The 16171-nt window shown below is 69.8% G+C and carries 13 protein-coding genes; 5 read left to right on the top strand and 8 right to left on the bottom strand.

The features are described from left to right. The first annotated feature begins 246 nt into the window (after positions 1 to 246). Genes hutG through ACFPMG_RS28145 form a run of 3 tightly spaced genes read left to right on the top strand, consistent with a single transcriptional unit; the run spans position 247 to position 3256 of the window. The gene (gene hutG / locus ACFPMG_RS28155) at positions 247 to 1047 is read left to right on the top strand and encodes an N-formylglutamate deformylase (protein WP_376998500.1); all 801 of its coding nucleotides are present in this window, start codon (positions 247 to 249) and stop codon (positions 1045 to 1047) included. An 11-nt stretch (positions 1048 to 1058) separates the two neighbouring features. Continuing rightward, positions 1059 to 2471, top strand: a complete 1413-nt coding sequence (locus tag ACFPMG_RS28150; protein ID WP_376998499.1) for a formimidoylglutamate deiminase — start codon at positions 1059 to 1061, stop codon at positions 2469 to 2471. Further along, positions 2468 to 3256 (top strand): IclR family transcriptional regulator, encoded by a 789-nt coding sequence (locus ACFPMG_RS28145; RefSeq protein ID WP_149469707.1) that lies wholly within the window; start codon positions 2468 to 2470, stop codon positions 3254 to 3256. The genes ACFPMG_RS28150 and ACFPMG_RS28145 overlap by 4 nt, the downstream gene beginning before the upstream one ends. 16 nt (positions 3257 to 3272) lie before the next feature. Here the strand turns inward: ACFPMG_RS28145 and ACFPMG_RS28140 are convergent, their stop codons facing one another. Beyond that, positions 3273 to 4451 carry a pyridoxal phosphate-dependent aminotransferase gene (locus ACFPMG_RS28140; RefSeq protein WP_376998498.1) on the bottom strand — a complete coding sequence of 393 codons (1179 nt, stop codon included), beginning with the start codon at positions 4449 to 4451 and terminating at the stop codon, positions 3273 to 3275. Between the two features lie 265 nt (positions 4452 to 4716). On the opposite strand from ACFPMG_RS28140, the gene ACFPMG_RS28135 reads away from it, so the two are divergent. Further along, complete coding sequence (locus tag ACFPMG_RS28135; protein WP_376998497.1) at positions 4717 to 6210, top strand: acetyl-CoA hydrolase/transferase family protein; 1494 nt, start codon at positions 4717 to 4719, stop codon at positions 6208 to 6210. 72 nt (positions 6211 to 6282) lie between these two features. Here the strand turns inward: ACFPMG_RS28135 and ACFPMG_RS28130 are convergent, their stop codons facing one another. From ACFPMG_RS28130 to ACFPMG_RS28100, 7 genes are all read right to left on the bottom strand, one after another. Next, positions 6283 to 6636 (bottom strand): hypothetical protein, encoded by a 354-nt coding sequence (locus ACFPMG_RS28130; protein WP_376998496.1) that lies wholly within the window; start codon positions 6634 to 6636, stop codon positions 6283 to 6285. A gap of 117 nt (positions 6637 to 6753) precedes the next feature. Next, positions 6754 to 8457, bottom strand: a complete 1704-nt coding sequence (locus ACFPMG_RS28125; protein ID WP_376998495.1) for a methyl-accepting chemotaxis protein — start codon at positions 8455 to 8457, stop codon at positions 6754 to 6756. A gap of 116 nt (positions 8458 to 8573) precedes the next feature. Next, on the bottom strand, positions 8574 to 10103 hold the full coding sequence (locus ACFPMG_RS28120; protein ID WP_376998494.1) for an AMP-binding protein: 1530 nt from the start codon (positions 10101 to 10103) through the stop codon (positions 8574 to 8576). 55 nt (positions 10104 to 10158) lie between these two features. After that, entirely contained in the window at positions 10159 to 11928 is a 1770-nt protein-coding gene (locus ACFPMG_RS28115; protein ID WP_376998493.1) for an ABC transporter permease subunit, read from the bottom strand. Then, the gene (locus ACFPMG_RS28110) at positions 11925 to 13028 is read right to left on the bottom strand and encodes an ABC transporter ATP-binding protein (RefSeq protein WP_376998492.1); all 1104 of its coding nucleotides are present in this window, start codon (positions 13026 to 13028) and stop codon (positions 11925 to 11927) included. The genes ACFPMG_RS28115 and ACFPMG_RS28110 overlap by 4 nt, the downstream gene beginning before the upstream one ends. Positions 13029 to 13058: 30 nt before the next feature. Beyond that, on the bottom strand, positions 13059 to 14135 hold the full coding sequence (locus ACFPMG_RS28105; protein ID WP_376998491.1) for a polyamine ABC transporter substrate-binding protein: 1077 nt from the start codon (positions 14133 to 14135) through the stop codon (positions 13059 to 13061). 112 nt (positions 14136 to 14247) lie between these two features. Continuing rightward, positions 14248 to 15018, bottom strand: a complete 771-nt coding sequence (locus ACFPMG_RS28100; protein ID WP_145674237.1) for an enoyl-CoA hydratase/isomerase family protein — start codon at positions 15016 to 15018, stop codon at positions 14248 to 14250. Positions 15019 to 15184: 166 nt separating this feature from the next. Between ACFPMG_RS28100 and ACFPMG_RS28095 the strand changes: the two genes are divergently transcribed. Then, complete coding sequence (locus tag ACFPMG_RS28095) at positions 15185 to 16069, top strand: IclR family transcriptional regulator (RefSeq protein ID WP_376998490.1); 885 nt, start codon at positions 15185 to 15187, stop codon at positions 16067 to 16069. The last annotated feature ends 102 nt before the right edge of the window (positions 16070 to 16171 follow it).

Raw genomic sequence — 16171 nt, 5'->3', positions numbered from 1 at the left:
TTCGAAAGCCGGGGAGACCCCCGGCGCAGCGACCGGCTTGGCAGCGCCGTGTTTTGCCTATAAAACATATGTTGCCCAGGGAAAACAGCCGCGTCAACGCCGTTTGTCATACTGGAGCATGACGGACGCCTTATGGCAACGCCGCTGATGCGGTTGCGCGCCGCGATCGCCGCGACGGCCATGGGCGCCACAACAGGGATGCAAAAAGTTTTGCTGACAAAACAGATGTCGCAGGGGAGAGAGGATATGGACGTCTTCGGGTTTCGCGCCGCGCGCCGTCCGGTGCTGGTCAGCCTGCCCCATGTCGGCACGGCGCTGCCGGATGGATTCATCGGCCGGCTGGTGCCGGAGGCGCAGGGCCTGCCCGACACCGACTGGCACCTGCCGCGGCTCTACGACTTCCTGGAGGAGCTTGGAGTCGGGGTGATCCAGGCGCATTTCTCGCGCTACGTCGTCGACCTGAACCGCCCCAGCAACGACACGCCGCTCTACAGCGGCGCCACCACGGGCCTGTGCCCGACCACCCTGTTCGACGGGGCGCCGCTGTACCGGCCGGGCGCCGAACCGGACGCGGCGGAGGTGGCGGAGCGGGTCACCCGCTACTGGGCGCCCTACCACGACGCCATCACCGCGGAGATGACCCGGCTGCGCGACCGGTTCGGGCGGGCGGTCCTGTTCGACGCCCATTCGATCCGCTCCGTCGTGCCGCGGCTGTTCGAAGGGCGGCTGCCCGACCTGAACATCGGCACCAACGACGGGCGCAGCGCCGACCCCACGCTGAGCGACCGGCTGGTCGCGGTCGGCGCGGACGCCGGGGTCGACGGCTTCACCCACGTCCTCAACGGGCGCTTCAAGGGCGGTCATATCACCCGCCATTTCGGGCGCCCGGCCGAGGGCTGGCACGCCGTGCAGCTCGAAATGGCGCAGGTGACCTACATGGAGGAGGAGACGCCCTTCGCCTTCGACGAGGCGCGCGCCGCGCGGATTCGCCCGCATCTGCGGCGCTTCATCGGGGCCATGGCCGATTGGGCGGAGAACCGGGCGTGACGGAGGCGGTGATGGACAGCGCGACGGGGGACGGCATGAGCGGACTGTTCTGCGAGCGGGCGCTGCTGCCCGAGGGCTGGGCCTCGAACGTGGCGCTGCGCTTCGACGCGCGGGGCACGCTGGCGGCGGTGGAGCGCGACGCCTCCGCGGACGGCCTCCCGCAGGCCGCCGGTCCGGTCATCCCCGGCATGCCCAACCTGCACAGCCACGCCTTCCAGCGCGCCATGGCCGGGCTGACCGAGCACGCCGGCCCGTCGGAAGACAGCTTCTGGACGTGGCGCGACGCCATGTACGGCTTCGTCCGCCGCATGACGCCCGAGGCGGCGGAGGCCGTCGCGGCGCTGCTCTATATGGAGATGGCGAAGCAGGGCTACACGGCGGTCGCGGAGTTCCACTACCTGCACCACGATGCCGATGGCCGCCCCTACGCCGACCGGGCGGAGATGTCGCGCCGCATCCTGGCCGCCGCCGACACGGCGGGGATCGGGCTGACCCATCTGCCGGTGCTCTACGCCCACAGCGGGTTCGGCGGCAAGCCGCCGTCCGACGGGCAGAAGCGCTTCATCAACGACGTGGACGGGTTGCTGTCCATCGTCTCCGCCATGCAGAAGGCGATGGGCGCGGAGCGGGCGGGTCGCCGCGTCGGCCTCGCCCTGCATTCGTTGCGCGCGGTGACGCCGGAGGAGATGCGCGACGCGCTGGTCGGCCTCGATTCGCTTGACCCCGGCGCGCCCATTCACATCCACATCGCCGAGCAGACGGCGGAGGTGGACGATTGCGTCGCCTGGAGCGGCAAGCGCCCGGTGGAATGGCTTCTGAAGAACGCGCCGGTCGGGCCGCGCTGGTGCCTCGTCCACGCCACGCACCTGACCCCGGTGGAGGTCGACGGACTGGCGGCGAGCGGCGCGGTGGCCGGCCTCTGCCCGACGACCGAAGCCAATCTGGGCGACGGTCTGTTTCCGGCGATTCCTTTCCTGGCGCAGGGCGGGCGGTTCGGCGTCGGCTCGGACAGCCACATCAGCGTGTCCGCGGCGGAGGAGCTGCGCGTCCTGGAATACGGCCAGCGGCTGGTCCAGCGGCGGCGCAACGTGCTGCGCGCCGGGGACGGACCGTCCATCGGCGGCGGCCTCTACCGGGCGGCGGTGGCCGGCGGCGCGCAGGCGCTGGGCCAGCCGGTGACCCGCGGCGGCATCCGGGTGGGCCAGCCCGCCGACCTCGTGGTGCTTGACGCCGACAACCCGAAACTGCTTTGTCGGACCGACGACAGCCTCCTGGACGCCTATGTCTTCGCCAGCGACGGGCACGCCGTGCGCGACGTGGTCGCGGCGGGGCGGACCGTGGTGCGCGAGGGCCGCCATGTCCGGGAGGACGCCATCCGGGCCGCCTACCGGCGCGCCATCGAGGGGTTGCGCCGGGACACATGAGCGAGACCGATCCGAACACCTACATCGCCCCGGCGCTGCAGCGCGGGCTGGCCATCCTGGAGCTGTTCACGCCGCAGCGCCGGACCCTGTCCCTGACCGACATCGCCAAGGCGCTGGGGATCGGGCGGGCCTCGGCCTACCGGCTGGTCTTCACGCTGGAGCATCTCGGCTACATCGGGCGGGCGGGGGACGGTAAGTCCTACCGCTTGGCGCCGCGGTCGATGCAGCTCGGCTACCATTACCTGTCTGGGCTGGACGGAATCGAGGTGGCGATCCCCTACATCGACGGGCTGCGCGACAGCACGCAGATCTCCGCCCACATGGCGGTGCGCGACGGGACGGAGATCGTCTACGTCTACCGCGCGCACTCGCACATGACGCTGTCCAGCAACATCGCGGTCGGCTACCGCCTGCCGGCCCACGCCACCGCGATGGGGCGGATGCTGCTGAGCGGCCTTAGTGACGAGGCCATCGCGCAGCTCTACACCGGCGTGCGGCTGGACCGCTACAGCGACACCACGGCGGTCACGCTGACCTCGCTGATCCAGGAGGTGGCGGAGGACCGCAAGCGCGGCTGGACGATGAACCGCTCCTCCTTCGTGTCGGGGATCGTTGCCATCGCGGCGGCCATCCGCGACCACCGGGGCGAGGTCATCGCCGCCATCAACCTGTCCGGCCCCAGCGCCGTGATGGACCAGCCCGCCACGCTCGACCATCTGCGGGCCAAGGTGGTGGAGACGGCGGACGCGATCTCGCACCAGCTCGGTTACCTGCCGCGCGGGTGAGCGCGGCGGGCTTGACTCACGCCGCCGGCTGCAACCCCGTCACGAAGGCGGCGATGCGGCGGCAGGCCTCCGCAAGCTCCGCCTCGCCGACCGCGAAGGACAGGCGGACGCAGCCCGCCGCCGCCGGGCCGAAGGCGCCGGCGTCCAGCACCGACACGCCCGTCTCGCGGAACAGCCGCCACGCGAACTCCATGGTCGGCAGGCCGGTGCCGCGCACGTCCACCAGCATGAACATGCCGGCCTCCGGCTTCAGGCAGCGCAGGCCGGGAACGGAGCCGAGCGCTTCCAGCGCGATGTCGCGGCGGCGGCGGTAGCCCTCGCGCATCGCCGCCACCGCCTCGTCGCCCTGTTCGACGGCGACCAGCGCCGCCTGCTGCACGAAGCCCGGCAGGCCGTAGAGCATGCACAGCGCCAGCGTGCCCATATGGGCGACCAGCGGCGCCGGGGCGACCACCCAGCCGGCGCGCCAGCCGGTCATGGCGTGCGACTTGGACAGGCTGTTGATGGTCACCGTGCGCTCCGCCATGCCGGGCAGGGTGGCGATGCTGACGTGGGTTCGGTCGAAGGTCAGGCTGGCGTAGACCTCGTCGGCGACCACCCACAGATCGTGGCGGCGGGCGAGGTCGGCCACCGCCTCCAATTCCTCTGGCGACATGACGATGCCGGTGGGGTTGGCGGGGGTCGCCAAGAAGATGGCGCGGGTGCGCGGGGTGACCGCGGCGGCCAGCGCCGCCGGGTCCAGCCGCAACGTGGCGGCGTCCGGGGCCACCGGGACCAGCGTGGCGCCCGCCGCGCGGACGCAGGCCTCGTAGGTCAGGTACATCGGCTCCGGCACCAGCACCTCGTCCCCCGCCTCGACGAGGCAGAGGGTGGCGTTGAACAGGCCGTTCTGCGCCCCGGCGCAGACGATGACGTTCTCCGGCTCGACCGGCAGGCCGGTGCGCCGGCCGACGTCGCGGGCCAGCGCGGCGCGCAGTTCCGGACGGCCGGGAATCGGGGTGTAGTGGGTGTCGCCGGCGTGCAAGGCGGCGATGGCAGCGTCGCGCACCGGGGCTGGCGTGTCGAAATCCGGGTCGCCGACGCTCAGCACGATCACGTCCTCGCCGCGCCCCTTGGCGGTCCAGGCGGCGAAATGGATGTCCCAGGCGGCGACGCGGTCGCCGCGGATGCGGTCGGTGAGGGACGAGAAACGCATCGGCGGAGACTCCCTGGCAGGCTTTCGCGTTGGCCGGACAAGGGTCACGGCGGAAGACCCATCCATATGCCCCAGGGCGGTGCCGGGGCACAACCGGGCGTTTGAGGGGCGACGGCGCAAGGCGGCCATTCATGCCCATTAGGACACCCTGATATGACCGACCGGCAATTGCAGCGCTGCGAAAGCGGGGCCTATGACGGACCTCAACGATAAAACGAGTGAATCGTCCGCCGAACGCCCGCCCGAGAATGTGCAAAGGATAACCATGTACCGCGACCGTATTCGCCTGAAGTCCCTGTGGGGGAAGGTGGTGACGCCGGAAGAGGCGGCCCTGCTGATCCGCGACGGCATGACCATCGGCATGAGCGGCTTCACCCGCGCCGGGGACGCCAAGGCGGTTCCGCTGGCGCTGGCCGAACGCGCCGCCACGGAACGGCTGAAGGTCACGCTGATGACCGGCGCCTCGCTCGGCAACGATGTGGACCGGATTCTGACGGAGGCCGGGGTTCTGGCCCGCCGCCTGCCGTTCCAGGCCGACCCGGTGCTGCGCAAGGCGATCAACCGCGGCGAGGTGATGTTCGTCGACCAGCACCTGTCGGAGACGGTCGAGCTTCTGCGCTCCCGCCAGATGGGGCCGGTGGACGTGGCGGTGATCGAGGCCTGCGCGATCACCGAAACGGGCGGGATCGTCCCCACCACCTCCATCGGCAACTCCGCGACCTTCGCCATCCTGGCGGAGAAGATCATCGTCGAGCTGAACCTGACCCAGCCGCTCGACCTGGAGGGGATGCACGACGTCTACATCCCGACGCGCCGCCCCTTCCGCGAGCCGATCCCGGTGGTGACGGCGGAGAGCCGCGCCGGCCTGCCCTGCATCCCCATCGACCCGTCGAAGATCGCGGCGATCGTGGTGACCCGCAAGCAGGACAGCAGCGCCACCATCCTGCCGCCGGACGGCGAGACCCGTGACATCGCCGGCCATCTGATCGAGTTCCTCGACCGCGAGGTGCGGCAGGGCCGGCTGGGCCGCTCTTTGAACCCGCTCCAGGCCGGAATCGGGACCATCGCCAACGCCGTGCTGCACGGCATGATCGACAGCCCCTTCCACGACCTGACCATGTACAGCGAGGTCCTGCAGGACAGCACCTTCGACCTGTTCGACGCCGGCAAGCTGACCTTCGCCTCTGGCTCCTCCATCACGCTGAGCGCCGGGAAATACGCGGAGGTTCTGCCGAAGATCGGCAGCTACAAAGGACGGCTGCTGCTGCGCCCGCAGGAAATCTCCAACCACCCGGAGGTCATCCGCCGGCTGGGCGTGATCGGCATCAACACGGCGCTGGAGTGCGACATCTACGGCAACGTGAACTCGACCCACGTCAACGGCACGCAAATGATGAACGGCATCGGCGGCTCCGGCGACTTCGCGCGCAACGCCCATCTCGCCATCTTCGTCACCAAGTCGCTGGCCAAGGACGGCCGGATCTCCAGCGTCGTGCCGATGGTCACCCACACCGACCACAACGAGCATGACGTGGATGTCCTGGTGACCGAAACCGGTCTGGCCGACCTGCGCGGCCTCGCGCCGCGAGAGCGGGCCGAGACGATCATCCGCAACTGCGTCCATCCCAGCTACCGCGAGCTGGCGCTGGACTATCACCACCGGGCGCTCCAGCGCGGCGGCCACACGCCGCATCTGCTGGAGGAGGCCTTCTCCTGGCACCAGCGCTACCAGCAGACGGGCAGCATGCAGCCGGTCTGAGGTTGCGATGCCCTCCCCCGCGCAGCGGGGGAGGGCTGGGAGGGGGCTTGACGCGAGAGCTGTCTCACCGGATCAGGGGCAGACGGCCTCGACGATCCGGCACACGTCCCCGGCGGTCCGCGGGGTGAAGCGGGCGAGCAGCCCGCCGCGCAGCTCGGGCACGATCAGCGACACCGGCTGTTCGGCGGGGACCGTCAGGTCGTGGTCGAGGTCGCAGACGCTGACGTAATCCAGCCCGGTCAGGGCGACCAGGAGCGATTGCCGCCCCCGCTCGTCGACGGCGTGGGCGATGGCCCGCCCGTTGACGGCGGCGTAGGCGGCGGCCTGATCCCGGGTGTAGCGGGACACCGGCAGCACCCGCAGCGACGGGTGGCTGCGCAGGACCGTGGCGATGAGGGCGTTGAGGCCGCTGGACAGGCTCGGCATGGGGTTCCAAAGGCTTCCGACTGTGGAGCGTCATGCTACCACGAATTTGGCCGTTGGGGGCGCCACCCCCGCGTGATGCGACAATGGTCACGCGGGGGTCACGCTCGTGCAGAGGTATCAGCCGGCGCGGACGCGGGCGATGAAGCCGTGGATCTCGTCGCGCAGCAGGTCGGAGTCGCGGGACAGGCTGTTCGCCGCATCCAGCACCTCGGCGGCGGCCTCGCGCACGTCGGTGGCCGACTGGCTGACGCCGCCGATGTTGCCCGACACCAGCCGGGTGCCCTGGGCCGCCTGCTGGATGTTGCGGCCGATCTCGTGCGTGGCGGCGGTCTGCTCCTCCACGGCGGCGGCGATGGCGCCGGCGATGGCGTCCACGTCGGCGATGGTCCGGGCGATGTTGCGGATGGCCGTCACGGTGCCTTCGGTGATCGCCTGGATCTCGGTGATCTGGCTGGCAATCTCCTCGGTCGCCTGGGAGGTCTGGGTGGCCAGCGCCTTGACCTCGCCCGCCACCACGGCGAAGCCCTTGCCGGCCTCGCCCGCGCGCGCCGCCTCGATGGTTGCGTTCAACGCCAGCAGATTGGTCTGGCTGGCGATGTTCTGGATCAGGTTGACGACGTCGCCGATCTTCTGGGCGGCGCTGGCCAGCCGCTCGACCAGCGCGTTGGTCCGTTCCCCTTCGGCCACGGCGTCGCGGGCGACCGTCGCGGCGCCGTTCACCTGGCGGCCGATCTCCCCGATGGAGCTGCCGAGCTGCTCCGACGCCGCGGCGACCGTCGCGACGTTGGCCGACGCCTGCTCCGTCGCGGCGGCGACCGAGGAGGCCTGTTCCGTCGTCGTCTCGGCGGCGCCGGTCATCGTCTGCGCGTTGCTCTGAAGCTGGCGGGCGGCCTGCGAGACGGCCTGGACCACGCCCTGCACGTTGGCGTCGAACTGGTCGGCCAGCGCCAGCATGGCGGACCGGCGGTCGGCCTCCATCCGGCGCTTCTGCGCGTCGCTCTCCTCCTGCAGCCGCCGCATCTCCAGCCCGTTGTTCTTGAAGACTTGCAGCGCGCGGGCGAGCAGGCCGACCTCGTCCGTGCGCCCGGTGCCCTGGATGGCGACGGTCAGGTCGCCGGCGGCGATGGAGGTCATCTCCGACGTCAGGCGGTGCAGCGGACGAACGACAAAGAACAGCAGGATGGACCCCAGCAGGCCGAAGGCGAACAGCAGGCCGGCGCCCGCGACCGTGTAGAGCCGCGTCATGACCTGCTGGGACAGGGCGGTGGCGCGCCGCTCGGCCTCCCGAGTCTCGGCCATGCTCTGCTCCACCCGCTCGCCCAGCGCGGCGGTCAGCTTCTGCCGGACGGGGCGGCCGACGTCGATGGACACGCGGATGGCGCCGTCGGTGTCGAAGCCGCGGGCCAGTTGCACGGTGGTCTGGGCGACCCGCTCATACTCCCCGACGATCGACTTGATGGCCTGGATGCTCTCGCGCTCCGCCGGATCGTCATAGGCCTCAGCCAGCGTGTCGATGGCGGACAGGGCCTTGGCGATGTTGGCCGTGAGCTGCGCGTTGGCGGCGTCGATGGCTTCGCGGGACGAGGCGACGATGGCGTTCGCCTCGGTGTCCATGGCGTCACCCAGCGCCGATTGGACGGCGATGGTCGCGCCGAGCCGGTCGGCGACCAGCTCGGTGATGCGGGCGGTGGAGCTTGTCAGATCGGAGATCGCGCTCCGGGCGGTCCAGACGAGGCTGGCGATGACGATCAGCAGAACAAGAACCGGAACGAGAATCTTGTGCAATAACTTGCGGTTCGAGAACCAGCGGTGCAGCGGCATGTCCAGGGCTTTCCAGTAAAGCAGGCTCGATCGGTGGGGCGGCAGGGGCGCCGGGAGCCGGTTCCAAAAAATTCCCCCGCAGCCTTGCGGCGTGCGGGGGGAGGTGAGACGCGTCGTCAGCCGGCCAGCCGATCCCAGCAGCCGTCTAAGGCCGGGGACAGCTTGTGCTTCATGATGCGCTGGCTGGGGGTGCGCTCGAACTCCTCGACCACCGCGATGTAACGCGGATTCTGATAGGGAGCGAGCTGTTTTCCGAGCCAGCCGGACAGCGACGGGATGTCCAGCGCCGCCCCGGCCTTCGGCTTCACGAACAGCTTGATGTCCTGCTCGCCGACGTCGGCGGCGACGCCGATGATGGCGCAGTCCTCGACGGAGGGGTGGGTGGCCGCGACATGCTCGACCTCCCAGGCCGAGACGTTCTCGCCCTTGCAGCGCACGCTGTCGGTCATCCGGCCGTGGAACAGCAGCGTCCCGCTGTCGTCGAGCGAGCCGAGGTCGCCGGTGTGCAGGGCACCGTCCTTGAGCGCGCGGGCCGTCGCCTCCGGGTTGCGGAAATAGCCGGCGAAGATGGCGCCGGGGCGGTCGGTGCGGACGACGATCTCGCCCCGCTCGCCCTTCGGCACCGGCTGGCCGGCGCCGTCCAGCAGCTCCACGCTGAACCACGGCATCGGGCGGCCGACCGCGCCGACCACGCCCTCGTCGTTGCAGGTGGTGATGCTCGACGCCTCGGTCATGCCGTAGCATTCGCGGATCTGCACGCCGAACCGCTCTTCGAAAGGCGTCCAGGTCTCCTTGGGGCAGCCGCCGCCCCAGGCGATGCGCACGGGGTGGTCATGGTCGCGCGGGGAGACCGGCTGCTTGAGCAGGATTTGCAGGATGCCGCCCAGGTAATGGATGTGGGTCGCCCCGTACTCCCGCACCTGATCCCAGAAGCGGCTGGCGCTGAAGCGGTCGACCATGGCCAGCGACACGCTGCGGATCAGCGGCATGACGATCATCTGGGCGCCGCCGATGTGGTACAGCGGCTCCCACACGAACAGCACGTCGCCGTCGCGGGCGGCGGAGACGCGGGCCACCGCCTCGCCGGCCAGCCGCATCATGCGGTGCGACACCAGCACGCCCTTGGGCCGCCCGGTGGTGCCGGAGGTGTACATGATGGCGAAGATGTCGTCGGGGGCGGGCGGCGCCTCCTCGAAGGCGGCGTCGGACTCCAGCAGGGATTCCAGCCGCAGCGCCGCCGCCGGGTCGCCCTGGACGATCAGCGGCGTGCCGGCGGGCACCGCACCCGTCTCGGCGATCACCGGCAGGAACTCGGCCTCGGCGATGATGGCGCCGGGGTCCGAATGCTCCAGGATGTAGCGCAGGCCTTCGCCGCGCTGCTGGGCGTTGATCGGCACCCAGACCAGCCCCGCCTTGGCGAGGCCGAACAGGGTGGAGAGCACCAGCGGGCTGTTGCGCAGCATGAGCGCCACGCGGTCGCCGGGCTTCAGCCCCAGCCGCCGCAGCTCCGCCGCCACGCCGTCGGACTGGCGGTCGAGCGTGGCGAAGCTCAGCGCCTCGCCGTTGAAGCGGGCGAACAGGCGGGCGCGTCCGGTCCGGGCCGCCTGCGTGAACAGGCGGACGAACCCTTCTTCGAAATCGGACATGATGCGTATCTCGAATGCGTTTGGTCGGTTGGTTACGGCCGAAAGGGGTTGCGGATCACCGCGCCGGACGGCGCAGCCACTCCGCCATCAGCAGCAGGGCCATCACGATCGCGAAGACCACGACGGACACGGCGGCCAACGTCGGGTTCAACTGGAGGATCATGTCGTCCCACATCTGCTTGGGAAGCGTGGTCTTGACGCCGCCGCTGACGAAGATCGCCACGGTCAGCTCGTCGAAGGAGGTGATGAAGGCGAACAGGAACGCTGCCACCAGACCACCGCGGATCAGCGGAACGGTGACCAGCATCAGCGTCCGGAAGCGGTTCGCCCCCAGCGTCGCCGCCGCCTGGTCCAGCCGCCAGTCGTGCCCCTTGACCACCGCGGAGATGGCGACGAAGGCGAAGGGCAGGGCCAGCACCGTGTGCCCGATGATGAGGCCGAGGTCGGTGGCGACCAGCCCGATCTGGGCGAACAGGTAGAACAGCCCGACCGCGATGACGATGCGCGGCACGATCATCGGCGCCAGGAAGAAGGCGAAGATCGCCCCCCGCCAGCGCGAGGAGGAGCGGGCGAGCGCCAGCGCGGCCAGACCGGCCACCAGCGTCGCCAGGATCGCCGTGGCGAAGGCCACCGCGAAGGAGCGGATCGTCGCCGACACCCACAGGTCGGAGTTGAAGTAGACGCGGAACCACTCCAGCCCGTAGCCCGGCGGCGGGAAATCGAGGAAGGGGGAGGTGGTGAAGGCGATGGGAACGACGACCAGCGCCGGGGCGACCAGGAAGACGATCACCGCCGCGGAGTAGAGCGGCAGCAGCCGGTCCATCATCTTCGGCCCCAGCGCGCGCCCGACCGGTCCGCCCAGCGCCGACGACGCCTTGGCGAGCGCCGACAGGATTTTCATCCCGGCGCTGCGCAGGTGCCCTTGGCCGCCGCCGGCCCGCCCGGAGGTTTCTCCCGACAGGGAGGACAGGCCGAACAGCCGGTCGTAGACCCAGCAGGTGACCAGTGCCGCCACCAGCATGAAGGTCGCCAGCGCGCCGGCGAAGGCCCAGTTCAGCATCTCCTGGATCTGGGTGATGATGAGCTGTGCCAGCATCGTCTGCTGCGGGCCGCCGAGCAGCGCCGGCACGATGAAGAAGCCCAGCGAGGAGATGAAGGTCAGCAGCCCCGCCGCGGCCACGCCGGGCAGAGACAGCTGGAAATAGACCAGCCAGAAGGCGTTGGCCGGCGGCGCGCCCAGGGTTTCCGCCGCCTGGACCAGCCGGCGGTCGATGGTGGTCATCACCGGCAGCATGGTCAGCACGGCCAGCGGCAGCATGGCGTGGACCATGCCGGCCATCACGCCGAACTCGTTGTGCAGCAGCGGCAGGGGGGACATCCCCGTGCCGGACAGGATCTGGTTGATGACGCCGGTCCGCCCCAGGATGACCATCCAGGCGAAGGTCTTCACCAGATAGCTGGTCCAGAAGGGCACCATCACCGCCAGGATCGCCAGCCCGCGCTGCCGCTCCGGCAGCTGCGCCAGCCAGTAGGCCAGCGGATAGCCGAACAGGAGCGACAGCAGGGCGGTCAGCCCGGCGATGCGGAAGGTGCTCATCAGGACGCGGAAATAGACGTCCGTGGCGACGATGCGGGCGTAGTGGTCGCCAGTCCAGGCCGAGGTCTCCAGGTCCTGGACGCTGAGGCCGAGCAGCCGCAGCACCGGGAACAGGAAGAAGATGGCCAGGAAGGCGAGGCCGGGGGCGGCCAGCCACAGCGGGCCGAAGCGCAGCCGCCGCCGCGCCGCCGCGAAGGCTCCGTCGTGATGCAGAGTGGCGGCGCTCATGACACCAGCACCCCGGCGTCGGCCCGCCAGCGCACCGCGACCACCTCGCCCAGCCGCGGCGGGGCGGTGCCGCGGCGCAGCCGGACGGTGATCGTCTCCTCGCCGCCGAGCGACACCAGCACGCGGGTCTCGGACCCGGCATAGACCGTGTCGACCACCTCGCCGCGCACCTCGTTGTCGCCGTCGCCGTCGATGTCGAGCTGCTCGGGACGGACGACCAGCGTGCCGTCCGGACGGTCCGGGGTGTCGGCCGACAGGCGGAAGCTGCCGTTGCCGGTGACCAGAATGGGCGCCCCGCTGCCGTCGCGCCGGACCTGGCCGCGGAAGATGTTCGACACGCCGATGAAGTCGGCGGCGAAGGCGGTCTTCGGGCGGGCGTAGATGTCGTGCGGGGTGCCGAGCTGCTCGATGCGGGCGTGGTTCATCAGGCAGATGCGGTCGGACATGGCCAGGGCTTCCTCCTGGTCATGGGTGACGTAGATGATCGTGGCGCCCGTCTCGCGGTGCAGGCGCTTGATCTCGTACTGCATGTGCTCGCGCAGCTTCTTGTCGAGCGCCCCCAGCGGCTCGTCCATCAGGATGACCGAGGGCTGGTAGACGAAGCAGCGCGCCAGGGCGACGCGCTGCTGCTGCCCGCCGGACAGCTCCTTGGGGAAGCGCCCGGCAAGATGGCCGAGATGGACCATCTCCAGCGCCTCCTTCACGCGCCGCGCCAGATCCGCCGGGGCGACGCCGCGCATGCGCAAGGGAAAGCCGATGTTCTCCGCCACCGTCAGGTGGGGGAACAGGGCGTAATGCTGGAAGACGAGGCCGATGTCCCGCTTGTGCACGGGCGTCCGGGTCTCGTCCTGCCCATCGATCAGGATGCGCCCGCCGCTGGGCTCCACCAGCCCGCAGATCATCTGCAGAAGCGTGGTCTTGCCGGACCCCGACGGGCCGAGCAGCGTCAGGAACTCGCCCGCCGGGACTTCCAGGCGGGTGGGTTCCAGCGCGGTGATGGCGCCGTACCGTTTGGTCAGGCCGTCGACCAGCAGCTTCGGCGTGGCGGCGGCTCCGGCCTGGACCGGCGCAGTCCGCGCCTGTGCGAGCGGTGAGAGCATGGCGGCGGGTCTCCTTTCCGACAGGCGGGCTTAGCCGAGGATCCAGGCGTTGAAGCGCTCGTTCATCTTCGACCGGTTGGCGCCCCACCAATCCTCCTTGGCGATGGTCATCACCTTGAGGTTGTCCTCAAAGGTCGGCAGCGCCGGGGCGCGCTCCTTCGGAATGCTCTTGTAGGCGTCGAGGTTGGTCGGGCCGTAGGCCAGCACCTCGGTGAAGACGGCCTGACGGGACGGATCGGCGCAGAACTTGATGAACTGGCGGGCGGCGTCGGCGCGCGGGTTGCCGCGCGGGATGCCCCAGCCCTCGATCGAGTAGAGGCCCTGGTTCCAGTTGATCTTCACCGGGGCGCCGCCGTCGATCACCGCCTGGGCGCGGGCGTTCCACAGGGCGATCATGTCGACCTCGCCGCTCTGGATGAGCTGGCTGGACTGGGCGCCGCCGGTCCACCACACGGCGACGTGCGGCTTGATGCGGTCGAGCGCCTTGAAGGCGCGGTCGACGTCGAGCGGGTAGAGCTTGTCGAGCGGCACGCCGTCGGCGAGCAGCGCCTGCTCCAGCGTGTCGATGGGGTTCTTGCGCAGCGAGCGGCGGCCCGGGAATTTCTCGACGTTCCAGAAATCGGCCCAGCTCTGCGGGGCGTTGGAGGCGAACTTGTCGGCGCGGTAGCCGAGGATGGTCGAATAGACGTCGGTGCCCATCCAATGGCTGGTCAGCGACTCCGGCATCAGGCCGGGCGCGTCCGCCGCGGTGAAGTTCAGCGGCTCCAGCAGATTCTGCGTCATCAGGATGTCGCGGGCCGACAGGGTCAGGGTGCAGACGTCCCAGGTGTAGGACTTGGTCTCGACGATGGCCTTGAACTGGGCGGTCGGCTCCGCCTCGCGGGCGACGTTGACCACCTTGATGCCGGTGGCCTTCTCGAACGGGTCGTAGAAGGCCTTGCGGAAGGCCGGGCTGTAGGGGCCGCCCGGATCGGCGACGGTGATCTGCTGCGTGGCGGCGAAGGCCGGGCGGAGCAGCCCGGCGGGCAGGGTGGCGCCCAGCGCGACGCCGGCGGCTCCCTTCATCAGGCTGCGGCGGCCCATGGAGAAGCCGGAGGTCTTGCTCATGTGAAACTCCCTGTTCTGTGCGGCCGGGGCGTCTCTGTTGCCCCGGTGGTTGAGCGCCGCCGTGGCGGCGCGGGTGGGCGGATCGTTGCGCCCTTGGACTCAGATGTCTGCGTTACGCGCGCTTCGCGGCGCGCTTGGCGAGGAACTCCTCCATCATCCGGGCCGGTTCGCCGGACGCGTAGGCCTCGCGCTGGATGCGCACGCCGGCGGCCAGCGCGTCGCGGAAGCCGGCTTCGGTCATTTCGCGGAAGCGCTGCTTGTCCAGGCGCATGGCGACCGGCGGCTTGGCGGCCAGCTCCTCGGCCAGGGCCAGCGATTCGGCCATCACGCGGTCCTGCGGGACGATGCGGTTGATCAGGCCGATGCGGTGGCTCTCCTCGGCGTCCATCAGCCGGCCGGACAGGGTCAGGTCCATGGTGCGGGCCAGACCGATCATCTCCTTCATGATCCACGGGCCGGTGGTGCTGGCGATGCCGGAGTTGATCTCCGGCTGGCCCATGCGCACCCCGGCGTGGCCGATGCGGAAGTCGCCGAGTAGGGCGACCTGGAAGGCGGAGCCGGCGGCGACGCCGTTCAGCGCGATGATCAGCGGCTTCGACAGGGTGCGCATGCGGTGGTAGAGGCGCTCCCACTCCGCCACCCACTCCTCGGCGCGGTCGGCGTCGAAGGTCTTGGTCTCGTTCAGATCCTGCCCGGCGCCGAAGGCGCGGTCCCCGGCGCCGGTGAGGATGATCGCGCGCACGCCGTCCTGGGTCTCGAACTGCTCGAAGGCGACGACCAGCTCGTCGCGCATCGCGGCGTTCCAGGCGTTCAGGATCTCCGGGCGGTTCAGCGTGATGATGCCGACCGGGCCGCGGACCTCGGTGAGGATGAATTTGAACACGGGACCACTCCTGTAAGCGGGGCGTTTCGCGCGCCTTGCGGACGTTCCGGCGCCCCTCGGGGCGGCGCGTCGTATTGCAATACGATACTTGGTATTGAATAGCTTGGCTTGCTTTGCTAGACCTGTCAACGGTATCTCTCGCACACGAACCACAGGACCGATCGCCATGGCTCCGCGCCGTCCGTCTTCCCGACAGTCAGACACGGAATCCGCAACCGCCGTTGCGGACGCCTCGGTGAAGGAGGGCGGCGCCGCGCGCGCCGGCGATCCCCTGATGGTGATGTCCGTGGAGAAGGCGTTCCGCGTGCTGAACGCGTTCGACGCGGCGCGACCGACGATGAGCCTGACCCAGATCGCCTCGATCGTCGGTCTGGACAAGAGCGCGGCGCAACGCTTCACCCACACGCTGGAAAAGCTGGGCTACCTGCACAAGGACCCGGAAACGAAGCGGTTCGAGCTGACGGTCAAGACGCTCGACCTCGGCCATCATTACCTGCGCGGCAACGGGCTGCTCGAACGCTCGATGCCCTACCTGATGCATCTCAGCAAGACCACCGAGGAGACGATCAATCTCACCATGCTGGACGACACGGAGATCGTCTTCGTGTCGCGCTTCATGAGCCGCCATGTGCTGAACACCGACGTCGTCATCGGGATGCGGATGCCGGCCTATTGCACGGCGCCGGGGGTGGCGATGCTGTCGCGGATGCCGATGGAGGAGGTCGTCGCCCTGATCGACCGCATGGACCTGCACCCCTACACGCCGAACACCACCTGGAAGCGGGAGGATCTGCTGGCGAAGATCGAGCGGTCCGCCGATCTCGGTTACGCCACCGCCTTCGAGGAATATTACCATGGCGACCTGTCGATCGCGGCGGCCGTCGTCGGTCCGGCGGGCACGCCCATCGGCGCCATCAACATCGCCGTCTCGCGCTCGCGCTTCACCCCGCAGGAGGCGGAGGAGCGTTTCGCCCCGCTGGTCGTCGCCGCCGCGTCGTCGATCTCCACCATCGGCCGTCCGACCCCGCCGAGGAAAAACGCTTTGCGGTGAAAAAACTTCTTGCCGAGCTAGTCCGACCGGCCTATAACCCGGCTCCCACGACGCCGGGGCCGCTGAGAAGCGCGACGGCGGCAAGGGATCGGCAGAGATGCT

Origin of the sequence: Azospirillum himalayense (genome assembly GCF_042657465.1) — a bacterium.
GTDB lineage: Bacteria > Pseudomonadota > Alphaproteobacteria > Azospirillales > Azospirillaceae > Azospirillum > Azospirillum himalayense.
Note: the sequence above shows the minus strand (reverse complement) of the source record. Positions and strands in the feature narration are given on the sequence as shown.

Coding starts and splice junctions, on each gene's coding strand:
- hutG (WP_376998500.1), top strand. CDS start 247: ATGGACGTCTTCGGGTTTCGCGCCGCGCGCCGTCCGGTGCTGGTCAGC.
- ACFPMG_RS28145 (WP_149469707.1), top strand. CDS start 2,468: ATGAGCGAGACCGATCCGAACACCTACATCGCCCCGGCGCTGCAGCGC.
- ACFPMG_RS28130 (WP_376998496.1), bottom strand. CDS start 6,636: ATGCCGAGCCTGTCCAGCGGCCTCAACGCCCTCATCGCCACGGTCCTG.
- ACFPMG_RS28105 (WP_376998491.1), bottom strand. CDS start 14,135: ATGAGCAAGACCTCCGGCTTCTCCATGGGCCGCCGCAGCCTGATGAAG.
- ACFPMG_RS28115 (WP_376998493.1), bottom strand. CDS start 11,928: ATGAGCGCCGCCACTCTGCATCACGACGGAGCCTTCGCGGCGGCGCGG.
- ACFPMG_RS28140 (WP_376998498.1), bottom strand. CDS start 4,451: ATGCGTTTCTCGTCCCTCACCGACCGCATCCGCGGCGACCGCGTCGCC.
- ACFPMG_RS28110 (WP_376998492.1), bottom strand. CDS start 13,028: ATGCTCTCACCGCTCGCACAGGCGCGGACTGCGCCGGTCCAGGCCGGA.
- ACFPMG_RS28150 (WP_376998499.1), top strand. CDS start 1,059: ATGGACAGCGCGACGGGGGACGGCATGAGCGGACTGTTCTGCGAGCGG.
- ACFPMG_RS28125 (WP_376998495.1), bottom strand. CDS start 8,457: ATGCCGCTGCACCGCTGGTTCTCGAACCGCAAGTTATTGCACAAGATT.
- ACFPMG_RS28095 (WP_376998490.1), top strand. CDS start 15,185: ATGGCTCCGCGCCGTCCGTCTTCCCGACAGTCAGACACGGAATCCGCA.
- ACFPMG_RS28120 (WP_376998494.1), bottom strand. CDS start 10,103: ATGTCCGATTTCGAAGAAGGGTTCGTCCGCCTGTTCACGCAGGCGGCC.
- ACFPMG_RS28135 (WP_376998497.1), top strand. CDS start 4,717: ATGTACCGCGACCGTATTCGCCTGAAGTCCCTGTGGGGGAAGGTGGTG.